Consider the following 18,088-nt stretch of genomic DNA (forward strand, 5'->3'; position numbering starts at 1 on the left):
CTGCATAATGCTCAATTAAGAGGAATAGGGGAGCTTATCGTTAAACATAACGTGTAGTGCTGTAAATTCGTCCCTAAGACTAAGCTAAAAGGGCCTAATGTTTTAAAATAGCTTCTTGTCTATTCTGTTGAGTGAGTTTTCAATGTTGTCTCATACTAGCCACTTAAAAGAGCGCTGTAAGAACTCGTCTGCATTATCAAGGACGATTTCACCGTGAGCCATAACCAATATATTAGGTTTCCAAGACAGCAATTTATTTAAGTGTTTTCGAGCCTCTTGTTTGCTAAACATAAAACTTAGGCGCCAATCCAAAGGCATTTTTCCATTCGGAGCAAGAATACCGGCCCCTTTAGCCACAAACCGCTGCCAGTAGTTAAAGTCCTGGCCAGAAAAATTCTCGACGAGGTCAGTAACAATTAAGGTCTTTGAAAGTCGATGATAAAACACACACTCTTCCATTAATGGAGAGCCAGAAAATAGTTCTTGTTCAATCTCAGAGTTCCAAGCATTACCGCCTTGGTTAAGTGAAGCGTGAAAGTGTATATCACGGCACTTCTTAATGACTTCATTTGTGCCATAAACTTCTGCGCTAGGATAGGCAGATACCCATTCAGATAAGAACAAGTGGTGTAAATGATTAGGAGCGATTAAGTATTTCACTTGGCCTAGATTGTTGATTTGCTCTCTAATCGAATTTGATAACTTAATTGGACTATGAATCCAAAGGCCACCATCAGAAAGCCTAACAATAGTCATACGAGTGGTGTATGGGAGTCCTAAAAATTGGACGGGATCTCCGTCAAATATCCATATCTCATGGGCTAGCTTTTTCATGTCTCTCCAACCGTTAACACTGTATTAAGGCGGCATTTAAGTTACTCAAAAGCTGCCTTGTTGCACAATAAACGCTTCGCTAAGCGTAAACCAAAAATATTAGGTTTACCAAACCCTTATTGAGTGCAGCTGTATATCTTTGAGTATTTTTATACTGAACGGGCGTAAAGTAGTTTTAAGAGGATCATTTGACTTGATAGAACAAAACCCCGCTATTTTTGAGCAGGGTTTTGCAATTAGATAAAGGGGCTAACCGATGATGAAGAAGAAAATCGCGGTTGCAACAATACCAATCAACGCATAAGGAAACTGTGTGGTTGCGTGTTGCATTGCTGTACAGCCCGAACCTTGTGCAGATAACACGGTTGAGTCACTAAAGAAACAAGAGTGGCTCCCTGCCGCTGATGCTGAAAGCAGCGCTGCAACGGTTAAGTGTAGAGGCACACCAAGCTGTTCGCCCAAAGGTAGAACAATTGGCATCGCTACTGCAAACGTTCCCCAAGACGATGCCGTTGCAAATACCAACGCACCCGTAATCATAAAGATAATCGCCGGGAAGTAAGACGCTGACAGGTAAGGGCTGACGGTCTCAATGACATATTGTGTGACGCCCAATGAGTCGTTGACCGATTTCAACATGAAACCACCAATAACGGTCGCAAGCGGCAGTAGCATAACTTTAATGCCATCATAAACAGCTTCGAACATGTCGTTCATCGAGATCAGTTTTTGTGCGCCGTAAAAGCTAATAGTAAAGATTAACGCGACGAAAACACCAGCAAGTAGATCGATACCAAAGTACCAACTTGCGGCAACAAGTACGATCATTGGTAACAAGAAGTTGACAAGGCCCATGGTTGGGTTGGTATGTGCAGATACATCGGGACCAAAGTCGACATCTGTTGCACCGTCTGGACGAACTTGACCATTCTTCGCACGCTTTTCTGCCTTTTTCATCGCACCTAGATCTGGGATCTTTTCCATTGCAACCAGCAAAACAATCACCAGCGTTACCCAGCCGTAAGCCATGTATGGAATAGCTTCAATGTATGCTTTGATACCATCTCCCGCTTCTGCTACTCCGTTTGCTTCTAGCAACGAACTGAAGAAAATTGCCCAAGTGGAAATTGGTACGAGGATACAGATAGGTGCGGCGGTTGAATCCACAAGATATGAGAGTTTTTCACGCGAGATTTGGTAGCCGTCCGTAACTTTTTTCATTGAGGAAGAAATTGCAATCGCATTCAAATAATCGTCGATAAAGATCAGAATACCTAAAGCAAAGGTCATCAGCATCGATTGCTTACGGCTTTTTACTTTCGTGACTAGCATGTCGGAGAAGCTTAAGATACTGCCGCCTTTCTCCAAAATAGCAATTAGGCCGCCCATCAAACCACAAACTAGGATGATCCAGGCAATAGTTTCATCCATCATTACACTCATGGAAATATCAACAATCTGTTCCACCGCTTCAGTTGGGTTAAGCAGAAGAACACCGGCAATAGCGCCGCTAAAGAGGGCTTCCACAGTTCGGTGTGTTGTCAGCGCAAAGACCAATACCAACGCCGTTGGTAAAAGACTCATCCATCCGTAGGCTTCGCCTTCCTCATGGTTCAAACCGATTGCGGTAAAAAAGACAAACGTCGCAACCGAGATTAAAGAAACAATAATGTGTTGAGAGTTGATTTTAAGAGGCGCATCCAGCGCCTTGGTCTGCGTAGTCATAAAGTTCATTTCCTTTGTTTATGCCGAGTGCAACATCCAGTCGATTTCCAATGGAGTAATCGCTCGCTCAAATTCTGCGAGTTCACTCTGTTTGCAAGCTAGATACAAATCGATAAAGTCTCTTGAGATGTATTGAGCCAGCTCACTGTGCTCCAGTCGCTCTAGAGCTTCTGACATACGCAGAGGTAACTCAATTGCATCATCACTGAGAGTCGGTGGACATTGATCTTTGGTGTAGCTTTCACTCGCTAATACTGCGGAAAGTACTACTGCAGCGAGAATGTATGGGTTAACGTCAGCGCCTGCTATACGATGCTCTATACGGCGATTTTTGCTATCGCTGATAGGCACACGCAACGCAACACCGCGGTGGTTTTCTCCCCAATCGGCTTTGGTTGGGACGTAAGCGCCAGGAACAAAGCGACGGTAAGAGTTAACGTTAGGACAGATTAGGGCCATGGCATCGGATGTTTGTGACAGCATCGCTGCCATGGTTTGATAGAAGAAGGCGCTCGCTTGACCGTCTGATTGGCTAAAGTGGTTGTTACCATCTGTATCAACCAAGCTGAGATGAATGTGCATGCCATTACCCGCTTGCTCACTAAAAGGTTTCGCCATAAATGTGGCGTCAAATCCGTGCTGATGAGCGACCTGGCGAATCAAGCGTTTTGCGATGATGATTTCATCACATGCTCGAAGTACATCTTTAGAATGGTTGAAGTTGATTTCGAACTGCCCTGGTGCCGATTCAGATAGGGCTCCGGAAGTGTTTAAACCTTGTTCTAATGCAATTCGATTAAGGTCGGCCAAGAAATCAGCGTAGTCATCTAGTCCATCAAGGTCGTAAACCTCGGTATCTTTTTCTCGAGTTTTTTTCGTGGGGTTAATTGCCGTTAATGGTTCGCCATTTTCGCCGCGGGTTTTGTCTATTAAATAGAACTCCAGCTCGAGCGCGACACAAGGATATTGGTCTTTAGCATGCAGTGTTTGCAATATAGAAGCGAGAATGTTTCGGATGAACAGTGGGTTAGGGTGCTGCCCGGTTTCATCCATCATACTAAGCAGTAGCTGACCAACTTGTTCTTTTGCCGTCGGCATTAAGGTGCCGCTGATTGGATAGCAGAGATTATCTGGTTCTCCGAGATCTTCTCCCAACCCGGCCGTTTCAACGACGTTACCTTTGGTATCTAGGGTGATGGTCGAAAGGGGGAGGGCAACACCTTTATTCAGTTTTTCTAGAGCATCTATCGGGATGCGTTTTCCTCTTGGGGTGGCATTTATATCGGTAAAGATGAGATCGATAAATTCAATATCGGGCCATTTTTGTTTAAAATTTTGTACTTCCTGTAGATACGATTCCATTTTCTTCTCCAAATAGCCTGACGAGTAGAAATTAGAAATAACCAAATTAACAAATAAATTACAGCACTCTGAACGAGTTGTTTGTTTTTTAGGTTATTTTTAATTTAAACATGCACTTACACTGTGTTTTTGATGTTTAACGGCTGGTTTTTATGTCTTTCTGTTAACTATTTTGTAACAGTTGGTTTTGTTTTGTTCAATATAATGAGCATAAATATTCAGTTTTGAAGCCTAAAAAGTGCGTCAGATCACGTTGTGACGATAATAATGGTCATCTGTGTTGATAATTTTGTACATGGTTTGTAGGGTTTGTGTTAAATAAATTGAACACGGACATATCATGGCAGATACACACAAACCCATCATTGGTGTGGTTAGCTGCGCTAAAGAGTTGGGTGGCTATCAGATACAAGCGGTCAACGACTTTTACCTTCGCGCCATAAAGGATTTTGGAGGACTACCGATTATGTTGGCTCCCGACATGTCGGGCGATGACGTAACCACCATCCTAGACATATGTGATGGTTTTCTTTTTCCTGGCAGCCACTCTAACGTTGCGCCACATCGATACAATGCAACGCACGAAGAGAGCTACAAAGATGAAGCTCGTGATGAGCTCTCATTCACGTTAATTCGTCATGCGGTTGACCAAAACATTCCGTGCCTTGGTATTTGCCGCGGTTTTCAAGAGATGAATGTCGCACTTGGTGGCTCGTTAAACCCAGCCGTTCATGACTCCGGCTTCAATGACCATCGTGAAGCGCCTGTTGAAGATTTCGAACAAAAATACGCGCCAGCACACGCTGTGCTAGTTCAAAAGCAGAGCTTATTTGAACAATGGCTGGTGCAAAATCATTGGGAAAATACCACCTTCTTTGAAGTGAACACACTACACAACCAAGGCGTCGATCAGCTTGCTCCTCTCTTACAAGTAGAAGCTAAAGCCCCGGATGGCTTGGTAGAAGCATTTAGTCTTCCTAATCAAAAATTTTTCGTTGGCGTGCAGTGGCACCCAGAATGGGAAGCAAAAACCAATCATTTCTCTCAAATTTTGTTCAATGAATTTATGATGGCTACCTCTCGTTAAACGTTTGGAGCTGTATGAATGGACAATCAAGAGATTGGTAAAAATATTGTTCAGTTACGAAAAAAACATGGATTGTCACAAAGGGAACTAGCCGAGCGCGCTGGTATTACCCATAGTGCAATCTCATCCATTGAAAATGGCAAAGTGAGCCCGTCGGTCAGCTCACTACAAAAAATCGTTAATGTATTTTCTTTATCGTTATCAGAGTTTTTCACTTTTGAACAACCTTCGAACGATGAAGTGAAAGTAGTCATCAAGCCGTCAGATCTTGTGGAAATCGGGAGCGAGACGGTGTCCATGAAACTGGTAACGAATGGCGACAAAGATCAAGTCATCGGATTCTTGATCGAGGAATACGCACCTTATGGAACCACTGGTGCGGCAGAAATCAAACACGAAGGCGAAGAGATTGGCACCGTATTAGAGGGCGAAATCACTCTGGAATATAAAGGGCAATCTCATGTCATAACAGCGGGCGAGTCGTACATTATTGATACGACGAAGCCCCATCGATTTACAAATCACACAGACAAGGCTTGTCGAATGATAAGTGCGCATACGCCAACCACATTTTAGTGGGGGCTTGCCTTGTGTGATCACAAGGAGAGCGTATGAAAACCCAAGAGCAATGGATTGAACTAAAAAACAATCTAAACATCGAAAACAGGGCGTACATTAACGGTGAATACAGTGCCGCTTTAACAGGGCAAACCATCCCGGTAGTTAACCCAGCAACAGATGAGATATTCACCGAAATCGCCCGTTGCCAAAATGAAGATGTTGATCTCGCGGTTTCATACGCTCGCCAAGCATTTCAATCCGGTCAGTGGAGCGAGAGTAGCCCAGCTCATCGCAAAGCAGTGCTTAAACAGTTTGCTGACTTGATTGATCAAAACCAAGAAGAATTGGCTCTGCTAGAAACGCTTGATACCGGTAAGCCTATCTCTCACAGCTTCTCTACCGATATTCCTGGTGCGGCGAGTGCATTACGCTGGTACGCAGAAGCAATCGACAAAGTATACGGCGAAGTTGCCCCAACCGAAAAAGATGTACACGCTTTTATTTCTCATCAACCAATTGGTGTGGTTGCTGCGGTTGTACCGTGGAACTTCCCCCTTTGGCTTGCGTGCTGGAAGCTTGGTCCTGCTTTAGCCGCTGGTAACAGCGTGATTCTAAAACCGTCAGAAAAATCTTCTCTCACCGCGATATTTCTAGGTCAACTTGCTTCTCAAGCGGGCTTACCAACAGGCGTTTTCCAAGTCATTACGGGTTTTGGTCATGAAGCTGGCGACGCGCTGGCGAAACACCAAGACGTAGACTGCATCGCCTTCACAGGCTCGACGCGCATTGCAGGTCAACTGATGGTCAGATCGGGTGAGAGCAACCTAAAGCGCGTGTTTGCAGAAGCGGGCGGCAAGAACGCGAACATCGTGTTTGAAGATTGTGATGATTTAGACCGCGCAGCAGCAGAAACCGCTGCAGGGTGTTTCTACAACCAAGGTGAGGTGTGCGTCGCGGCAACCCGCCTGCTTATTCACGAAAGCATCAAAGATCAGTTCATAGAAAAAGTTATTCAAGCGTCGAAAGCGTTCACGCCAAAAGACCCAATGGACCCAAGTTCATCCATGGGTGCGCTTATCGACCAAGATCATAAATCAAAAGTGTTGGAATACATCTCGTTAGGTGAATCAGAAGGTGCAAACGTACGTTGTGGCGGCGATGTCGATGGGCAAGGTGCATTTGTTTCCCCAACCATTTTAGACAACGTCGACAACAAGATGCGTGTTGCCCAAGAGGAAATTTTTGGTCCGGTGCTGTGTGTCATTCCATTCAAAGACGAAGCGCAAGCAATCGAGATCGCTAACGATTCGAAGTATGGCTTAGGTGCTGCACTTTGGAGTAGCAACATCAACCGCGTTCATCGCGTAGCAAAACGACTGCAAGCCGGCTCGGTTTGGGTCAACAACTACAACGAAGGTGACATGACGGTCCCATTTGGCGGATTCAAAATGAGCGGAAATGGTCGAGACAAGTCTCTCCACGCGATTGAAAAATTCACCGAAACGAAAACCACTTGGATTCGCCTCCATCCTTAAGCCTGCTGACGATTAAGATAAATAAAGGAATAGTTCTATGAACAAGCATACGGATTCGTTCTACGCGCACTCTGTGCCAAACATGCCGGAATACCCACAACTGCAAGACAACATCGAGTGCGATGTGTGTGTAGTCGGTGCGGGATTCTCTGGTCTTTCTTCTGCGCTGCACCTTGCAGAAAAAGGTTTTAAAGTTGTTGCGTTAGAGAGCGCAAAAGTGGGCTTTGGAGCAACTGGTCGTAACGGTGGCCAAATCGTTAACAGCTACAGCCGAGATGTTGACGTGATTGAAAGCCGTTACGACCAAAACCAAGCTAAAGCTCTGTGCGATATGATTTTTGAAGGCGGCGATATCATCCGTGGTCTGATCGACAAATACGACATCAACTGTGATTACAAGCAAGGCGGCTTGTTCACGGCACTGAATAGTAAACAACTCAAAGGGCTAGAAGAACATAAGAAGAACTGGGAGCGTTACGGCAACGACCAACTGACTCTGCTTGACGCAGGAGAGGTAGAACAAGCGGTAGGCACGAAAGTGTACACTGGCGGTTTGCTGGATATGCGCGGTGGTCATATTCACCCGCTGAAACTGGCATTAGGTGAAGCCGCTGCGTTCATTTCTCTAGGTGGTCAAATCTTTGAGCAGTCGGCGGTCGTGTCGATTGACAAAGGGATTAACCCAGTAGTCAAAACGGCGCAAGGTAGCGTGAAGAGCAAGTACGTGGTTTTGGCAGGTAACGCGTATCTTGGTGGGTTGGCTCCAAACATCAGCAACAAAGCGATTCCGTGTGGCACACAAGTGGTGGCGACTCAACCTTTGAGTGATGAGCAGCTAAAACAAGTGCTGACTAGCGACTACTGCGTTGAAGACTGTAATTACTTACTTGACTACTTCCGCTTAACTGCCGACAAGCGTTTGTTGTTCGGAGGCGGCGTGGTTTACGGTGCACGTGACCCAGAAAACATTGAAGCACTGATCCGTCCGAAGATGGAAAAGGTCTTCCCACAATTGAAAGGCATCAAGATTGATTACACCTGGACAGGTAACTTCTTGCTGACTTACTCACGCATGCCGCAATTTGGCTCGTTTGCAGACAACATTTACTACCTCCAAGGCTACAGCGGTCACGGTGTAACGTGTACTCATCTAGCAGGCAAGTTGTTGGCAGAAGCATTGACCGGACACGCTGAACGTTTCGATGCGTTTGCTGCACTGAAACATTACTCCTTCCCAGGTGGCCGCCACTTCCAAATTCCGTTTACGGCAATGGGTGCGGCTTACTACAACCTACGTGACAAACTGGCGATTTAAGAGATAAGGAATATCCAATGAGCAAAGTGGTGAAATTTGCAGCCCTTCAACTGACGAAAAGCTGGGATCTGGAAGATAACTTAGCCAAAGCAAAAAAGGCGATTCGTGAAGCAGCACAAAACGGTGCGAACGTGATTCTTCCGCAAGAGCTGTTCGCTGCGCCTTACTTCTGCAAAAAACAAGAAGCAAAGTATTTCGAGCTTGCAGAAGAAACGGAGAATTGTCGTCTTATTAAAGAGATGAGTGCACTGGCTAAAGAGCTCGGCGTCGTTATTCCAGTCAGTTACTTTGAAAAAGCGGGCAATACGTTTTTTAACTCGCTAGTAATGATAGATGCCGATGGCACGGTACTAGATAACTACCGCAAGTCACACATTCCTGACGGCCCGGGCTACAGCGAGAAGTACTACTTTAGCCCTGGCGATACCGGTTTCAAAGTGTGGCAAACCAAGTTCGGTAAGTTCGGTGCTGGCATTTGCTGGGACCAATGGTTTCCAGAGCTTGCACGCAGCTTGGCTCTGCACGGCGCGGAAGCGATTTTTTACCCAACTGCAATCGGTTCTGAGCCTCAAGATCCGACACTGGATTCACGTGACCACTGGCAACGTACAATGCAAGGTCACTCGGCAGCAAACCTCGTTCCAGTGATTGCGTCAAACCGAGTGGGCACTGAAGTCGATGATGGTATCGAGACGACGTTCTACGGCTCTTCTTTTATCACTGACCACACTGGTGCAAAAATTGCCGAAGCACCGCGTCAAGGTGAAACCATCATTTACGCAGAAATCGACCTAGCTACGACAGCGAAAGCGCGTCACGCGTGGGGCTTGTTCCGCGACCGTCGTCCAGACCTTTACACCAGCGTTGGCAAACTAGCCGTTTAAAGAGGCGTTAAAATGAAGTTATCGACAACACCAGCGCAAGATGGCTTCTATTTTCCGGCTGAGTTTCAGCCGGTTAGTGAAGTTTGGCTAGCGTGGCCAGAAAGGAAAGACAATTGGCGTGATGACGCATTACCCGCGCAAGAAACCTTCGCCAGAATCGCGAACTTAATCGCGGAAGTGACCAAAGTGTGTGTGGCGGTGTGCTCGCACAACTTTGACCGAGCGCGTCAAATGCTTCACTCAGATGTACGTTTGGTGGAAATCCCATTTAACGATGCGTGGATGCGAGACATCGGGCCGACCGTGCTTGTTAACCAAGCGGGCGAGCGCCGTGGGATTAGTTGGCAATTCAACGCGTGGGGCGGCGAATACAACGGCCTTTACGACAACTGGCAGCAGGACGATCTTGTCGCTGGTTCGGTGTGCGACATCATCGGTATTGATCATTACCGCGCACCGTTTGTACTTGAAGGTGGGGCGATTCACACCGATGGTGAAGGCACCCTTTACACCACAGAAGAGTGCTTACTTAGTCCGGGGCGAAATCCACAGTTGAGCAAAGCGCAAATTGAAGAGCAGTTAAAGGCGTATCTCGGTATCGAAAAAGTCATTTGGTTGCCAAATGGTTTATTCAATGACGAAACAGACGGCCATGTTGACAACCTGATGCACGTTATCGCTCCGGGTAAGGTGGTACTGAGTTGGACCGATGACCCAAGTGATCCGCAATACGCGTTATCTCGTCAAGCGGAACAAGTACTGAAATCTCAGCACGATGCGAAAGGGCGCAATATTGAAATTGTCCGTTTGCCATTACCGGGTCCGTTGCATTACAGCGAGCGCGAAGCCAATGGCATTGACGCCAGTTCGGGAATGAGTCGACAAGCTGGCGAACGCCTAAGTGCCTCTTATGCGAACTTTCTTATCGTCAACGAGCATGTGTTCTTGCCGATGCTGGACGAAGAGACCGACGCTATGGCGATCGATATTTTGCAAAACGCGATGCCGGAATACCAAATCATCGCGATACCGTCGAGAGAGGTTCTACTCGGCGGAGGGAACATTCACTGTATTACGCAGCAGATCCCTGCTTAAACATGAACTCGCCGCTGGCTTAGCGGCGATGATGAGTTGTCAAAAGGAATGACCATGCAACAGATACAAAACCAAAGCCTTGTTTCGTTTATGGTAGCGAATCCACAACAGGGCATTGCAGTGACTAATCCGGCGACCGGAGAACTCCTCGGGTACGCACCAGTTTCAACCGAAAACGACATTTTAAATGGCATTGAACGTGCCAGTGTGGCGCAGAAAGAGTGGGCGGCACTGCCAGCAAAAATGCGTGCTGGCATGCTCAATCGTTGGTTCCAACTCCTGTTAGAAAACAAAGCCGACCTTGGCCGTTTGATGACGTTAGAGCAAGGTAAGCCGCTAGCGGAAGCTCAAGGTGAAGTGCTTTACGGCGCGAGCTTTATCGAATGGTTTGCTGAAGAAGCGAAGCGTACCTACGGTGAGACGATTCCTGCGCCAAGTGCGGACAAGCGTTTGGTGACCATCAAACAGCCAATTGGTGTCGCCTGTGCGATTACACCTTGGAACTTCCCAATTGCGATGATCACGCGCAAAGCAGGGCCAGCTTTAGCAGCAGGCTGTAGCTTTGTGGTAAAACCATCTGAATCTACGCCGCTGTCTGCGTTTGCGGTTGCAGAGCTTGCCTATCAAGCGGGTATCCCACGCGATGTGCTGCAAGTGGTATTGGGGGAAAACTCCCGTCAGGTCGGTGCTATCTTCACTTCACACCCGTTGATTCGTAAGTTGTCTTTCACTGGCTCTACTCAAGTCGGTAGCGTGCTGATGCAGCAAAGCGCGGCTGACATCAAACGTACCTCAATGGAGCTCGGTGGCAACGCGCCATTTATCGTATTCGATGATGCGGATATTGATGCAGCTGTGGCAGGCGCGATGGCGTCGAAATTCCGTAACGCAGGTCAAACGTGTGTTTGTGCGAACCGTTTCTATGTACACAGCAAAGTGTATGACGAATTCGTTGCTAAGTTTGACGCTGCGGTTCAGCAGCTCAAAGTTGGTAACGGATTGGAAGAGGGGGTCAACATTGGTCCAGTGATCAGCGAGTCAGCGAAGCAAGGCATTCAGACGCTTATTGATGGTGCTATCGAGCAAGGCGCGAAGCCGGTTTCAGAGCTTAAAAAGCTCGATGGTCTATTTATGCAGCCAGTGGTTCTCAAAGACGTTACTCACGACATGAAGATTGTTTCCGAGGAAATCTTTGGCCCTGTCGCGCCAGTGATTCGTTTTGACAGCGACGAACAGCTAGTCGAAATGGCGAACGACACCATCTACGGTCTCGCGTCGTACTTCTACAGCCAAAACATTCACCGTGTTTGGAAAATCGCAGAAGCGCTCGAATACGGCATGGTCGGCATTAACGAAGGTATGATCTCTACTGAAGTGGCTCCTTTCGGTGGTGTTAAGCAGTCCGGTATCGGACGTGAAGGTGCAAAACAAGGTATCGATGAATACATGGACGTGAAATATCTCTGCTTTGGCGGCAACTAATTAAGGACAAAACAATGACAAACCAACAACTACACGAAAGAAGAAGCCAAGTTATCGCTCAAGGTATGGGCGCACTGTACCCACTTTACGTCGAGAAAGCAGAAAACGCTTACGTATGGGATATTGAAGGCAATAAATACATCGACTTTGCAGCGGGCATCGCGGTAACTAACACCGGGCATTCTCACAAGCGCATTAGCGAAGCGGTAAAAGCTCAGCTGGACAATTTCTCACACACGTGTGCGATGGTTACGCCATACGCGTCATTCGTAGAGCTGGCTGAAAAGCTGACAGAACTTGCACCGGGTGAGACTAAGAAGAAAGCGATCTTTCTAACCACTGGCGCCGAGGCGGTCGAAAACGCAGTGAAAGTAGCGCGCGCTCATACTGGTCGTAGCGGCGTGATAGCGTTCAAAGGCGGCTTTCACGGTCGCACAAATATGACGATGGGGTTAACCGGTAAAGTAGCGCCGTACAAAGCAGGTTTTGGTCCTTTCCCGAATGAAATCTACCACGCGCCGTACCCAAATGCGTTCCACGGCATCAGCATTGAGCAAAGCTTACAAGCGATCGACGACCTATTTGCGTGCGATATTGAACCTTCACGCGTTGCGGCGATCATCTTCGAGCCAGTACAAGGCGAGGGCGGCTTCTACAAAGCACCTGAAGCGTTTGCACAAGGCTTGCGTCAGCTGTGTGATAAGCACGGTATTATGCTGATTGCCGATGAAATCCAAACGGGTTTTGCTCGTACCGGTAAAATGTTTGCAACAGAATACCTAGGCATTGAACCTGACCTAATGACAATGGCGAAAGGCATTGCTGGTGGTTTCCCAATCTCAGCGGTAGTTGGGAAAGCGGATGTGATGGATTCTGCACTACCTGGTGGTTTAGGTGGCACTTATGCGGGCTCGCCACTTGGCTGTGTTGCTGGTCTTGAAGTACTGAAAATTATCGAAGAAGAAGACTTGTGTGCTAAAGCAATGGGTATCGGTGAAGTGGTCAATGCTCGTATGACAAAACTGCAACAGTCAGTGCCTGCTATCGGTGAAATCCGTACTACAGGTGCGATGATGGCGATTGAATTTACTGATCCTGAAACGGGTGAGCCGCTACAAGAGATGACCAAAGCGGTGATTTCTAAAGCGCAAGAAAATGGTCTGATTTTGCTTTCTTGTGGGGTAAAAGCGAACGTGATTCGCTTGTTGCCGCCGCTAACCATTGAGCCTGAAGTGCTTAGTGAAGGTTTAGATAAGTTGGAAAAAGTGATTCTTGAAGTGGCGTAATTCACGCGCTTTTAAATAGCAATAACAAATCAAGGAAGCGGTTGGTATCAATCGTTTCCTTTTTGTTTTTTAGCGTATCTGCTGCCTATCTAAAAAGTATTGCTCAAGCTCCAAGTCGTCACTTTTATTACGGATGACTTAACAATTGGGCTCGTTCTTACTTTCCACTTAGTCGCTACTTTGTTCTCCTCGAATGTGGTTTGGTGCTCACATTCTAAATCCCGACATCTGAAAGCCACTTGAGTCTATAATTTTATTGAGCGTCATTCCTCACTTTTTGGACTATAAAAATGAGATAGTATTCATATCCCACTTAGGTTGCTTGACAGATTAGCAGGACGAACTTTGATAACAAAGAATACAAGGTATGCCATTTTACTCGGCTTAGTTCCCATCGCCATATTTGTAGTGGCCTTTCATTCGATAACCAACTTTTACGTCAACTCGGTAAAAGCGTCGAAAATAGATGCTTACGTAGATTATTTAAATCAAAGGTCTGCCTATTTGGACGGAGCAATAGTGAAGCAGATTGCTCAGTTAGATTTTACTTGTAGTGATAGTGATGTAAGAACTTTACGCGACCCACGTTTTTATAACCGTTACATTCGTTTTATTGCGATGACCACAGAAGGCGGAAAAACGTGTTCCACGGTTGGTAGTGAAGTGTCTCGCCCATCTAGTAGTGAACGATTTCAGATGGATGAAAACTTTTTCGCATCACTTATTTTGCCGCAACAGAATGACCAAATAGAGTGGATGGTCATTTATGATAATGAACACGTTGAAGTCTTCTGGGTACTTGATAACAGTTGGGTTAACGAGGTAATAAAAACGCCTTGCAAAGACTGCCTATTTGTAGAGTTTAAGTATGATGAACCAATATTTGGTGATTTAACGATAAGCCGTGGCAAAGCGAATATTGCAGGAGAAGAAAACGCACTGTCAAAAGAGTTTTTCTTTTCAGGAGAGTCTCAAGCCAACATGCTCATCAAGATATACAGCGGTGAAAAACTTAAAAATTATGCTCAGGAAAGAGTACTTTTGTGGGGCGGTCTTGTAAGTGTGCTTGCTGGTCTTGTGACTGCCTTTGCATACATATCTGGTAAAAGCTTGAGAAAATCCATTACAGGTCTAATTGAAAATGGGATTAGTAATACAGAATTTATTCCTTACTACCAGGCGATTGTCGATAGTCGCGATGGTAAGACAGTAGGATATGAAGCTCTGATTCGATGGTCGCGACGTGATGGAATGGTGCCACCAAATATGTTTATTGGTGCTGCAGAAGAAAGTGGCCTGATTATCCCGATGACCAATCAGCTTATTCGTAAAATCATACAAGACTTAAGTGACTTGCCCGAGCATACGTGGGTCAGCATCAATATTGTTTCCTCCCATTTAGAGTCAGGCGTATTAACGAAGTTGCTGTCGGAGTTAAATTGGCCAATCTCGAATAGAATTCATTTTGAGTTGACCGAGAGAATACCAGTAAAAGACACTGAGGCCGCGAAAAAAGAGATTTTGTATTTAACGAATAAAGGCTACAAGTTCAAAATTGACGATTTTGGTACCGGATATGGTGGCTTTTCTTACCTACAAGATTTGGGCATCCGGTGTGTAAAAGTGGATAAGATGTTCATTGATCCAATAGGATCTGACGATCAAAAGTTGAAAGTGCTGGACTCAATTGTGTCTGCAGCGAACAAAGCGGAATGTGAGATGATTGCAGAAGGTGTAGAGAGCCAGGCTCAAGTCGAATATCTGGCTCAGCATGCGATTTACCTTATTCAAGGTTATGTTTACGCTAAACCAGAGCCCCTGACTAACCTTGCAAGCGCTTAACAGCCATAATGTCAAAACGTACCGTTTTAAAGGTGTCAGTTGCCTAGGTTAGCGCTGATTTCTGCTGATGGGGTTACACTTGAGGATTCCTAACACTCTCATTACTTCTAGAGTGTTAGGAATTAACGTTACTTAGGAGGAGAGTGCGGCTCTTTTCGTTTTGATTGACGTAATGAGCTGAGGTAGTAATGACATTACGATCATTCCTAGCATTAAGCTGTATTGCAGAGGAGTGAACGTTTCCCCCAATAGCAGTAGGCCCGAAACAATGCCTGCGACTGGGTTTGCAATACCACCAAAGGTAAAATCTACGACCGACATCCGCTGTAATAACCATACATACATGCCATACCCTAATGCGGTGTTCAGAATAACTACCCACAGTAACCCTAGAATATTCGTCATGGATACGTCCTGAACGACCGTAACATATGGCTCTGGATTGTTTATCGCCAGCACACTTGTTGCGATAGACATAATCACGCCACCCAAAATGAGCTGCCATGTTAGCACTGTCCACCAGTGCATTTTTGTACCTAGTGACTTTGTTACGCTACTTCCTATCACGATGCACATAATGGCGGAGATCATCGCAAGTAAGCCCACGGGTTCGAGAGAAATAGAGCTAGGATCAAATAAGAACCAAGCTAAAGCAATCAAAGTTGCGCCGCTTATCGCTTGAGTGCCACTAGGCTGACGTTTGTAGACCGCCCAACCAAACAGCATCGCAAAAACGGGGACCGAAACCATACCAACACCAGAGATGGCAGAAGGAAGCGTCAACGCCATGACAAAAATGAGACCAAAGAAGCAAGCGATGTTGATGGTTCCTAAAACAAGCAGCACTTTCCACTCACTTCTTTTTGGAAACGAGGGCTTTATTGCCAGCAACAAAAGACCCGCAGGCAGTGCCCTTAGAGCACCAAGTAAAACGGGAGGCCAGTCCGGTAGAGTAAACTGAGTAACAGCATAAGTCGTCCCCCAAAAAAAGGCAGGAATCATCGCAAGTAAAATGTTCATGTTAAATATCTTTATGTAGAGATAATTAAATGTAACGATATCGGCAAGGTGGCTTTTTGTAAAGTATCTTTATGTTAAAATAAAAAATATATGATGTTTGGAGAGAAATAATGGATGCAATTGATAGAGTGGTAGAGCAGTGGGCTAGGGAGAAGCCAGACCTCGACACTGAACCGATGGCAATAATGGGTCGACTAATGCGAATTGCAAAACACATGGAATCTAGGGTCGCCGAGCTACATAAGAAGTACGATCTGAAAATGGGTGAATTTGATGTGTTAGCGACACTGCGTCGAGCTGGTTCACCATATTGTCTTACTCCCTCAGCGTTAATAGAGTCAATGATGCTCACTTCGGGTGCGATGACCAATCGCTTAGATAAACTAGAGAAGAAAGGGTTTATTACCAGAACCCATAGCAAAGAAGACCGACGTAGCGTCACCGTTGAACTAACAGAGCAAGGCTTAACCTTAATTGACAAGCTAATTTTGGAGCATGTAGACGTTCAGCAATCGTTATTGCATGGTTTAGAAGGCAATGAAAAAGAGCAGGTTAACCAGGCGTTAAAATTGCTATTGCCACAATTTGAGTGAGAACGCAGAAGGAGGTAGGGGATATGAAAAGCAAAGAACTAGAACAATACTTAAGTACCTTCATGTGTGCAGAAAGTGATTTCCCATTTGGGCCTGAAGCGCTTGTATACAAAATCAAAGGCAAGATGTTTGCCATCATTGCAGAGAGAAACGGTCGGGAGTATGTCAGCGTAAAAGTAAAACCAGAAGATGGAGAAGTCTTAACGTCGCAGTTTACGGATATTATCCCGGGTTATCACTTAAATAAGCGTCATTGGATAACGGTTTATTTTAACGGTGATGTCGAGGATGGGTTGATTCAAGATTTGTGTGAACGCTCTTATGCTCTTGTCGTTGCCAAGCTGCCGAAAGCACAACGAGCGTTGCTTGGTGAGTAATCGGCAACGCACTGGCCTCTGTTGTCTTGTCGCTCGTTGCTCGTAGCCTTTACGGAAAAATTCGCACCTTTTTCATCCTCGGGCTATATAAGAATAAGAAGGTGGAAAAGGGGAATGATATGCGAGCATTATCTGAATGGCTAAAAGAATATGGTGAGAGTCACCAAAACCCTATCAACCAAAAGATTCACACAATCGCAGTTCCAGGTATTTACCTTTCTGTGGTTGGACTTATTTGGTCGATTCCCCAGATTTCATTATTAGGCTTCGAACTTAATTGGGTTTGGGTAGCGGTGATCCCCACTTGGGTTTTCTATTTTCGTTTGTCTCTGAGCGTATTCATGATGATGATCGGCTACACATTAGCGTGCATTGGCCTTATTTGGTCTCTAGAGGTATTGATGTTGCCCGTTCTGCATATTTCTATGCTTTTGTTTGGCGTATTGTGGATATTGCAATTTATCGGTCACAAGATTGAAGGTAAAAAACCGTCGTTTTTTGAGGATTTACAGTTTCTACTCATCGGCCCGATTTGGGTGTTCAGAAAACACTAGCGATAAGCAAAATCAGGCATCATCCGAATGACACAAGACATATAACGTTCAGAGATTATGTAGCTCTTACTACAGAATACCTCTCCTTCTTATTGCCACGACAAGCATTCACTTTAGATACGCACTATGATTAAAGAGGTGCCAACGCACTTTACGCTATCGAGATGCTTAAACTTACGGCAAGTTTACTTTAGGGGGGGATGAATGTACGATCGACAATATAAATATGCCTATTGGAGAGAAGAGCGTAAAAAAGGCAAATGGCACTATATATTAAAGTCCTTCTTTATGATTTGTTGTGCATTACTGCTTGGTAAAGTCATCGGTTTGTTCATTTTTGGAGAGCTGCATTCTTTAAGCGACATTTGGGAACAACTCCCAGCGGATGTTTTTATTATGATGCTCGTGGGCTTTCCAATTAGTGTCCTTGGTTGGTACCACGAAGAGTCAAAGTTTTTCCGGGCACTGCGACGCAAAGAAAAGCGGTTAAAAGGCAATCAAAATAAACCGAAATAGAGTAACCTTTGTCTCTGTTT

Annotated in this window: 17 protein-coding genes; 13 read left to right on the forward strand and 4 right to left on the reverse strand. The window is 45.6% G+C overall.

All coding sequences use genetic code 11. From position 1 onward, the window contains the following. Positions 1 to 150: 150 nt before the first annotated feature. From R7093_RS19220 to R7093_RS19230, 3 genes are all read right to left on the reverse strand, one after another. Complete coding sequence (locus R7093_RS19220) at positions 151 to 834, reverse strand: DUF4336 domain-containing protein (protein WP_047100677.1); 684 nt, start codon at positions 832 to 834, stop codon at positions 151 to 153. A 249-nt stretch (positions 835 to 1,083) separates the two neighbouring features. Further along, positions 1,084 to 2,559: a Na+/H+ antiporter NhaC family protein gene (locus tag R7093_RS19225; RefSeq protein ID WP_047100676.1), complete on the reverse strand. Its 1,476-nt coding sequence runs from the start codon at positions 2,557 to 2,559 to the stop codon at positions 1,084 to 1,086. An 18-nt stretch (positions 2,560 to 2,577) separates the two neighbouring features. Further along, entirely contained in the window at positions 2,578 to 3,921 is a 1,344-nt protein-coding gene (locus R7093_RS19230) for a glutamine synthetase family protein (RefSeq protein WP_005377815.1), read from the reverse strand. Positions 3,922 to 4,261: 340 nt separating this feature from the next. Here R7093_RS19230 and R7093_RS19235 point away from each other — a divergent pair, with 340 nt between their 5' ends. The 9 genes from R7093_RS19235 (at position 4,262) to R7093_RS19275 (ending at position 15,008) form a co-directional block, all read left to right on the forward strand. Continuing rightward, positions 4,262 to 5,008, forward strand: coding sequence for a gamma-glutamyl-gamma-aminobutyrate hydrolase family protein (locus R7093_RS19235; protein ID WP_005377814.1), 747 nt, complete (start codon positions 4,262 to 4,264; stop codon positions 5,006 to 5,008). An 18-nt stretch (positions 5,009 to 5,026) separates the two neighbouring features. Next, positions 5,027 to 5,584: an HTH-type transcriptional regulator PuuR gene (puuR, locus tag R7093_RS19240; protein ID WP_005377813.1), complete on the forward strand. Its 558-nt coding sequence runs from the start codon at positions 5,027 to 5,029 to the stop codon at positions 5,582 to 5,584. Between the two features lie 35 nt (positions 5,585 to 5,619). After that, on the forward strand, positions 5,620 to 7,104 hold the full coding sequence (locus tag R7093_RS19245) for an aldehyde dehydrogenase (RefSeq protein WP_047100675.1): 1,485 nt from the start codon (positions 5,620 to 5,622) through the stop codon (positions 7,102 to 7,104). Between the two features lie 37 nt (positions 7,105 to 7,141). Further along, on the forward strand, positions 7,142 to 8,419 hold the full coding sequence (locus R7093_RS19250; protein WP_318146782.1) for an FAD-binding oxidoreductase: 1,278 nt from the start codon (positions 7,142 to 7,144) through the stop codon (positions 8,417 to 8,419). A gap of 17 nt (positions 8,420 to 8,436) precedes the next feature. Next, on the forward strand, positions 8,437 to 9,303 hold the full coding sequence (gene aguB, locus R7093_RS19255; protein WP_047100674.1) for an N-carbamoylputrescine amidase: 867 nt from the start codon (positions 8,437 to 8,439) through the stop codon (positions 9,301 to 9,303). 12 nt (positions 9,304 to 9,315) lie between these two features. Further along, complete coding sequence (gene aguA, locus R7093_RS19260) at positions 9,316 to 10,398, forward strand: agmatine deiminase (RefSeq protein WP_017633979.1); 1,083 nt, start codon at positions 9,316 to 9,318, stop codon at positions 10,396 to 10,398. Positions 10,399 to 10,452: 54 nt separating this feature from the next. Continuing rightward, positions 10,453 to 11,880 (forward strand): NAD-dependent succinate-semialdehyde dehydrogenase, encoded by a 1,428-nt coding sequence (locus tag R7093_RS19265; protein WP_017633980.1) that lies wholly within the window; start codon positions 10,453 to 10,455, stop codon positions 11,878 to 11,880. 14 nt (positions 11,881 to 11,894) lie between these two features. After that, complete coding sequence (gabT, locus tag R7093_RS19270) at positions 11,895 to 13,166, forward strand: 4-aminobutyrate--2-oxoglutarate transaminase (protein ID WP_025766730.1); 1,272 nt, start codon at positions 11,895 to 11,897, stop codon at positions 13,164 to 13,166. Positions 13,167 to 13,511: 345 nt separating this feature from the next. Next, on the forward strand, positions 13,512 to 15,008 hold the full coding sequence (locus tag R7093_RS19275) for an EAL domain-containing protein (protein WP_031777195.1): 1,497 nt from the start codon (positions 13,512 to 13,514) through the stop codon (positions 15,006 to 15,008). A 132-nt stretch (positions 15,009 to 15,140) separates the two neighbouring features. Here the strand turns inward: R7093_RS19275 and R7093_RS19280 are convergent, their stop codons facing one another. Next, positions 15,141 to 16,028 carry a DMT family transporter gene (locus R7093_RS19280; RefSeq protein ID WP_047100673.1) on the reverse strand — a complete coding sequence of 296 codons (888 nt, stop codon included), beginning with the start codon at positions 16,026 to 16,028 and terminating at the stop codon, positions 15,141 to 15,143. 110 nt (positions 16,029 to 16,138) lie between these two features. On the opposite strand from R7093_RS19280, the gene R7093_RS19285 reads away from it, so the two are divergent. The 4 genes from R7093_RS19285 (at position 16,139) to R7093_RS19300 (ending at position 18,068) form a co-directional block, all read left to right on the forward strand. Next, complete coding sequence (locus R7093_RS19285) at positions 16,139 to 16,621, forward strand: MarR family winged helix-turn-helix transcriptional regulator (protein ID WP_017633984.1); 483 nt, start codon at positions 16,139 to 16,141, stop codon at positions 16,619 to 16,621. Positions 16,622 to 16,644: 23 nt separating this feature from the next. Then, positions 16,645 to 16,998 (forward strand): MmcQ/YjbR family DNA-binding protein, encoded by a 354-nt coding sequence (locus tag R7093_RS19290; RefSeq protein WP_017633985.1) that lies wholly within the window; start codon positions 16,645 to 16,647, stop codon positions 16,996 to 16,998. 119 nt (positions 16,999 to 17,117) lie between these two features. Further along, positions 17,118 to 17,552 (forward strand): DUF962 domain-containing protein, encoded by a 435-nt coding sequence (locus R7093_RS19295; protein ID WP_005377800.1) that lies wholly within the window; start codon positions 17,118 to 17,120, stop codon positions 17,550 to 17,552. A 204-nt stretch (positions 17,553 to 17,756) separates the two neighbouring features. Next, a complete protein-coding gene (locus R7093_RS19300) occupies positions 17,757 to 18,068 on the forward strand; it encodes a hypothetical protein (protein ID WP_005377799.1) in 312 nt (103 codons plus the stop codon). Positions 18,069 to 18,088: the final 20 nt, after the last annotated feature.

It is taken from the genome of Vibrio sp. 1580 (assembly GCF_033340055.1).

Bases quoted from the DNA above. Each gene is read 5' to 3' on its own strand.
- R7093_RS19220 (WP_047100677.1), bottom strand. From the start codon at position 834: ATGAAAAAGCTAGCCCATGAGATATGGATATTTGACGGAGATCCCGTC.
- R7093_RS19225 (WP_047100676.1), bottom strand. From the start codon at position 2,559: ATGACTACGCAGACCAAGGCGCTGGATGCGCCTCTTAAAATCAACTCT.
- R7093_RS19230 (WP_005377815.1), bottom strand. From the start codon at position 3,921: ATGGAATCGTATCTACAGGAAGTACAAAATTTTAAACAAAAATGGCCC.
- R7093_RS19235 (WP_005377814.1), top strand. From the start codon at position 4,262: ATGGCAGATACACACAAACCCATCATTGGTGTGGTTAGCTGCGCTAAA.
- puuR (WP_005377813.1), top strand. From the start codon at position 5,027: ATGGACAATCAAGAGATTGGTAAAAATATTGTTCAGTTACGAAAAAAA.
- R7093_RS19245 (WP_047100675.1), top strand. From the start codon at position 5,620: ATGAAAACCCAAGAGCAATGGATTGAACTAAAAAACAATCTAAACATC.
- R7093_RS19250 (WP_318146782.1), top strand. From the start codon at position 7,142: ATGAACAAGCATACGGATTCGTTCTACGCGCACTCTGTGCCAAACATG.
- aguB (WP_047100674.1), top strand. From the start codon at position 8,437: ATGAGCAAAGTGGTGAAATTTGCAGCCCTTCAACTGACGAAAAGCTGG.
- aguA (WP_017633979.1), top strand. From the start codon at position 9,316: ATGAAGTTATCGACAACACCAGCGCAAGATGGCTTCTATTTTCCGGCT.
- R7093_RS19265 (WP_017633980.1), top strand. From the start codon at position 10,453: ATGCAACAGATACAAAACCAAAGCCTTGTTTCGTTTATGGTAGCGAAT.
- gabT (WP_025766730.1), top strand. From the start codon at position 11,895: ATGACAAACCAACAACTACACGAAAGAAGAAGCCAAGTTATCGCTCAA.
- R7093_RS19280 (WP_047100673.1), bottom strand. From the start codon at position 16,028: ATGAACATTTTACTTGCGATGATTCCTGCCTTTTTTTGGGGGACGACT.
- R7093_RS19285 (WP_017633984.1), top strand. From the start codon at position 16,139: ATGGATGCAATTGATAGAGTGGTAGAGCAGTGGGCTAGGGAGAAGCCA.
- R7093_RS19290 (WP_017633985.1), top strand. From the start codon at position 16,645: ATGAAAAGCAAAGAACTAGAACAATACTTAAGTACCTTCATGTGTGCA.
- R7093_RS19295 (WP_005377800.1), top strand. From the start codon at position 17,118: ATGCGAGCATTATCTGAATGGCTAAAAGAATATGGTGAGAGTCACCAA.
- R7093_RS19300 (WP_005377799.1), top strand. From the start codon at position 17,757: ATGTACGATCGACAATATAAATATGCCTATTGGAGAGAAGAGCGTAAA.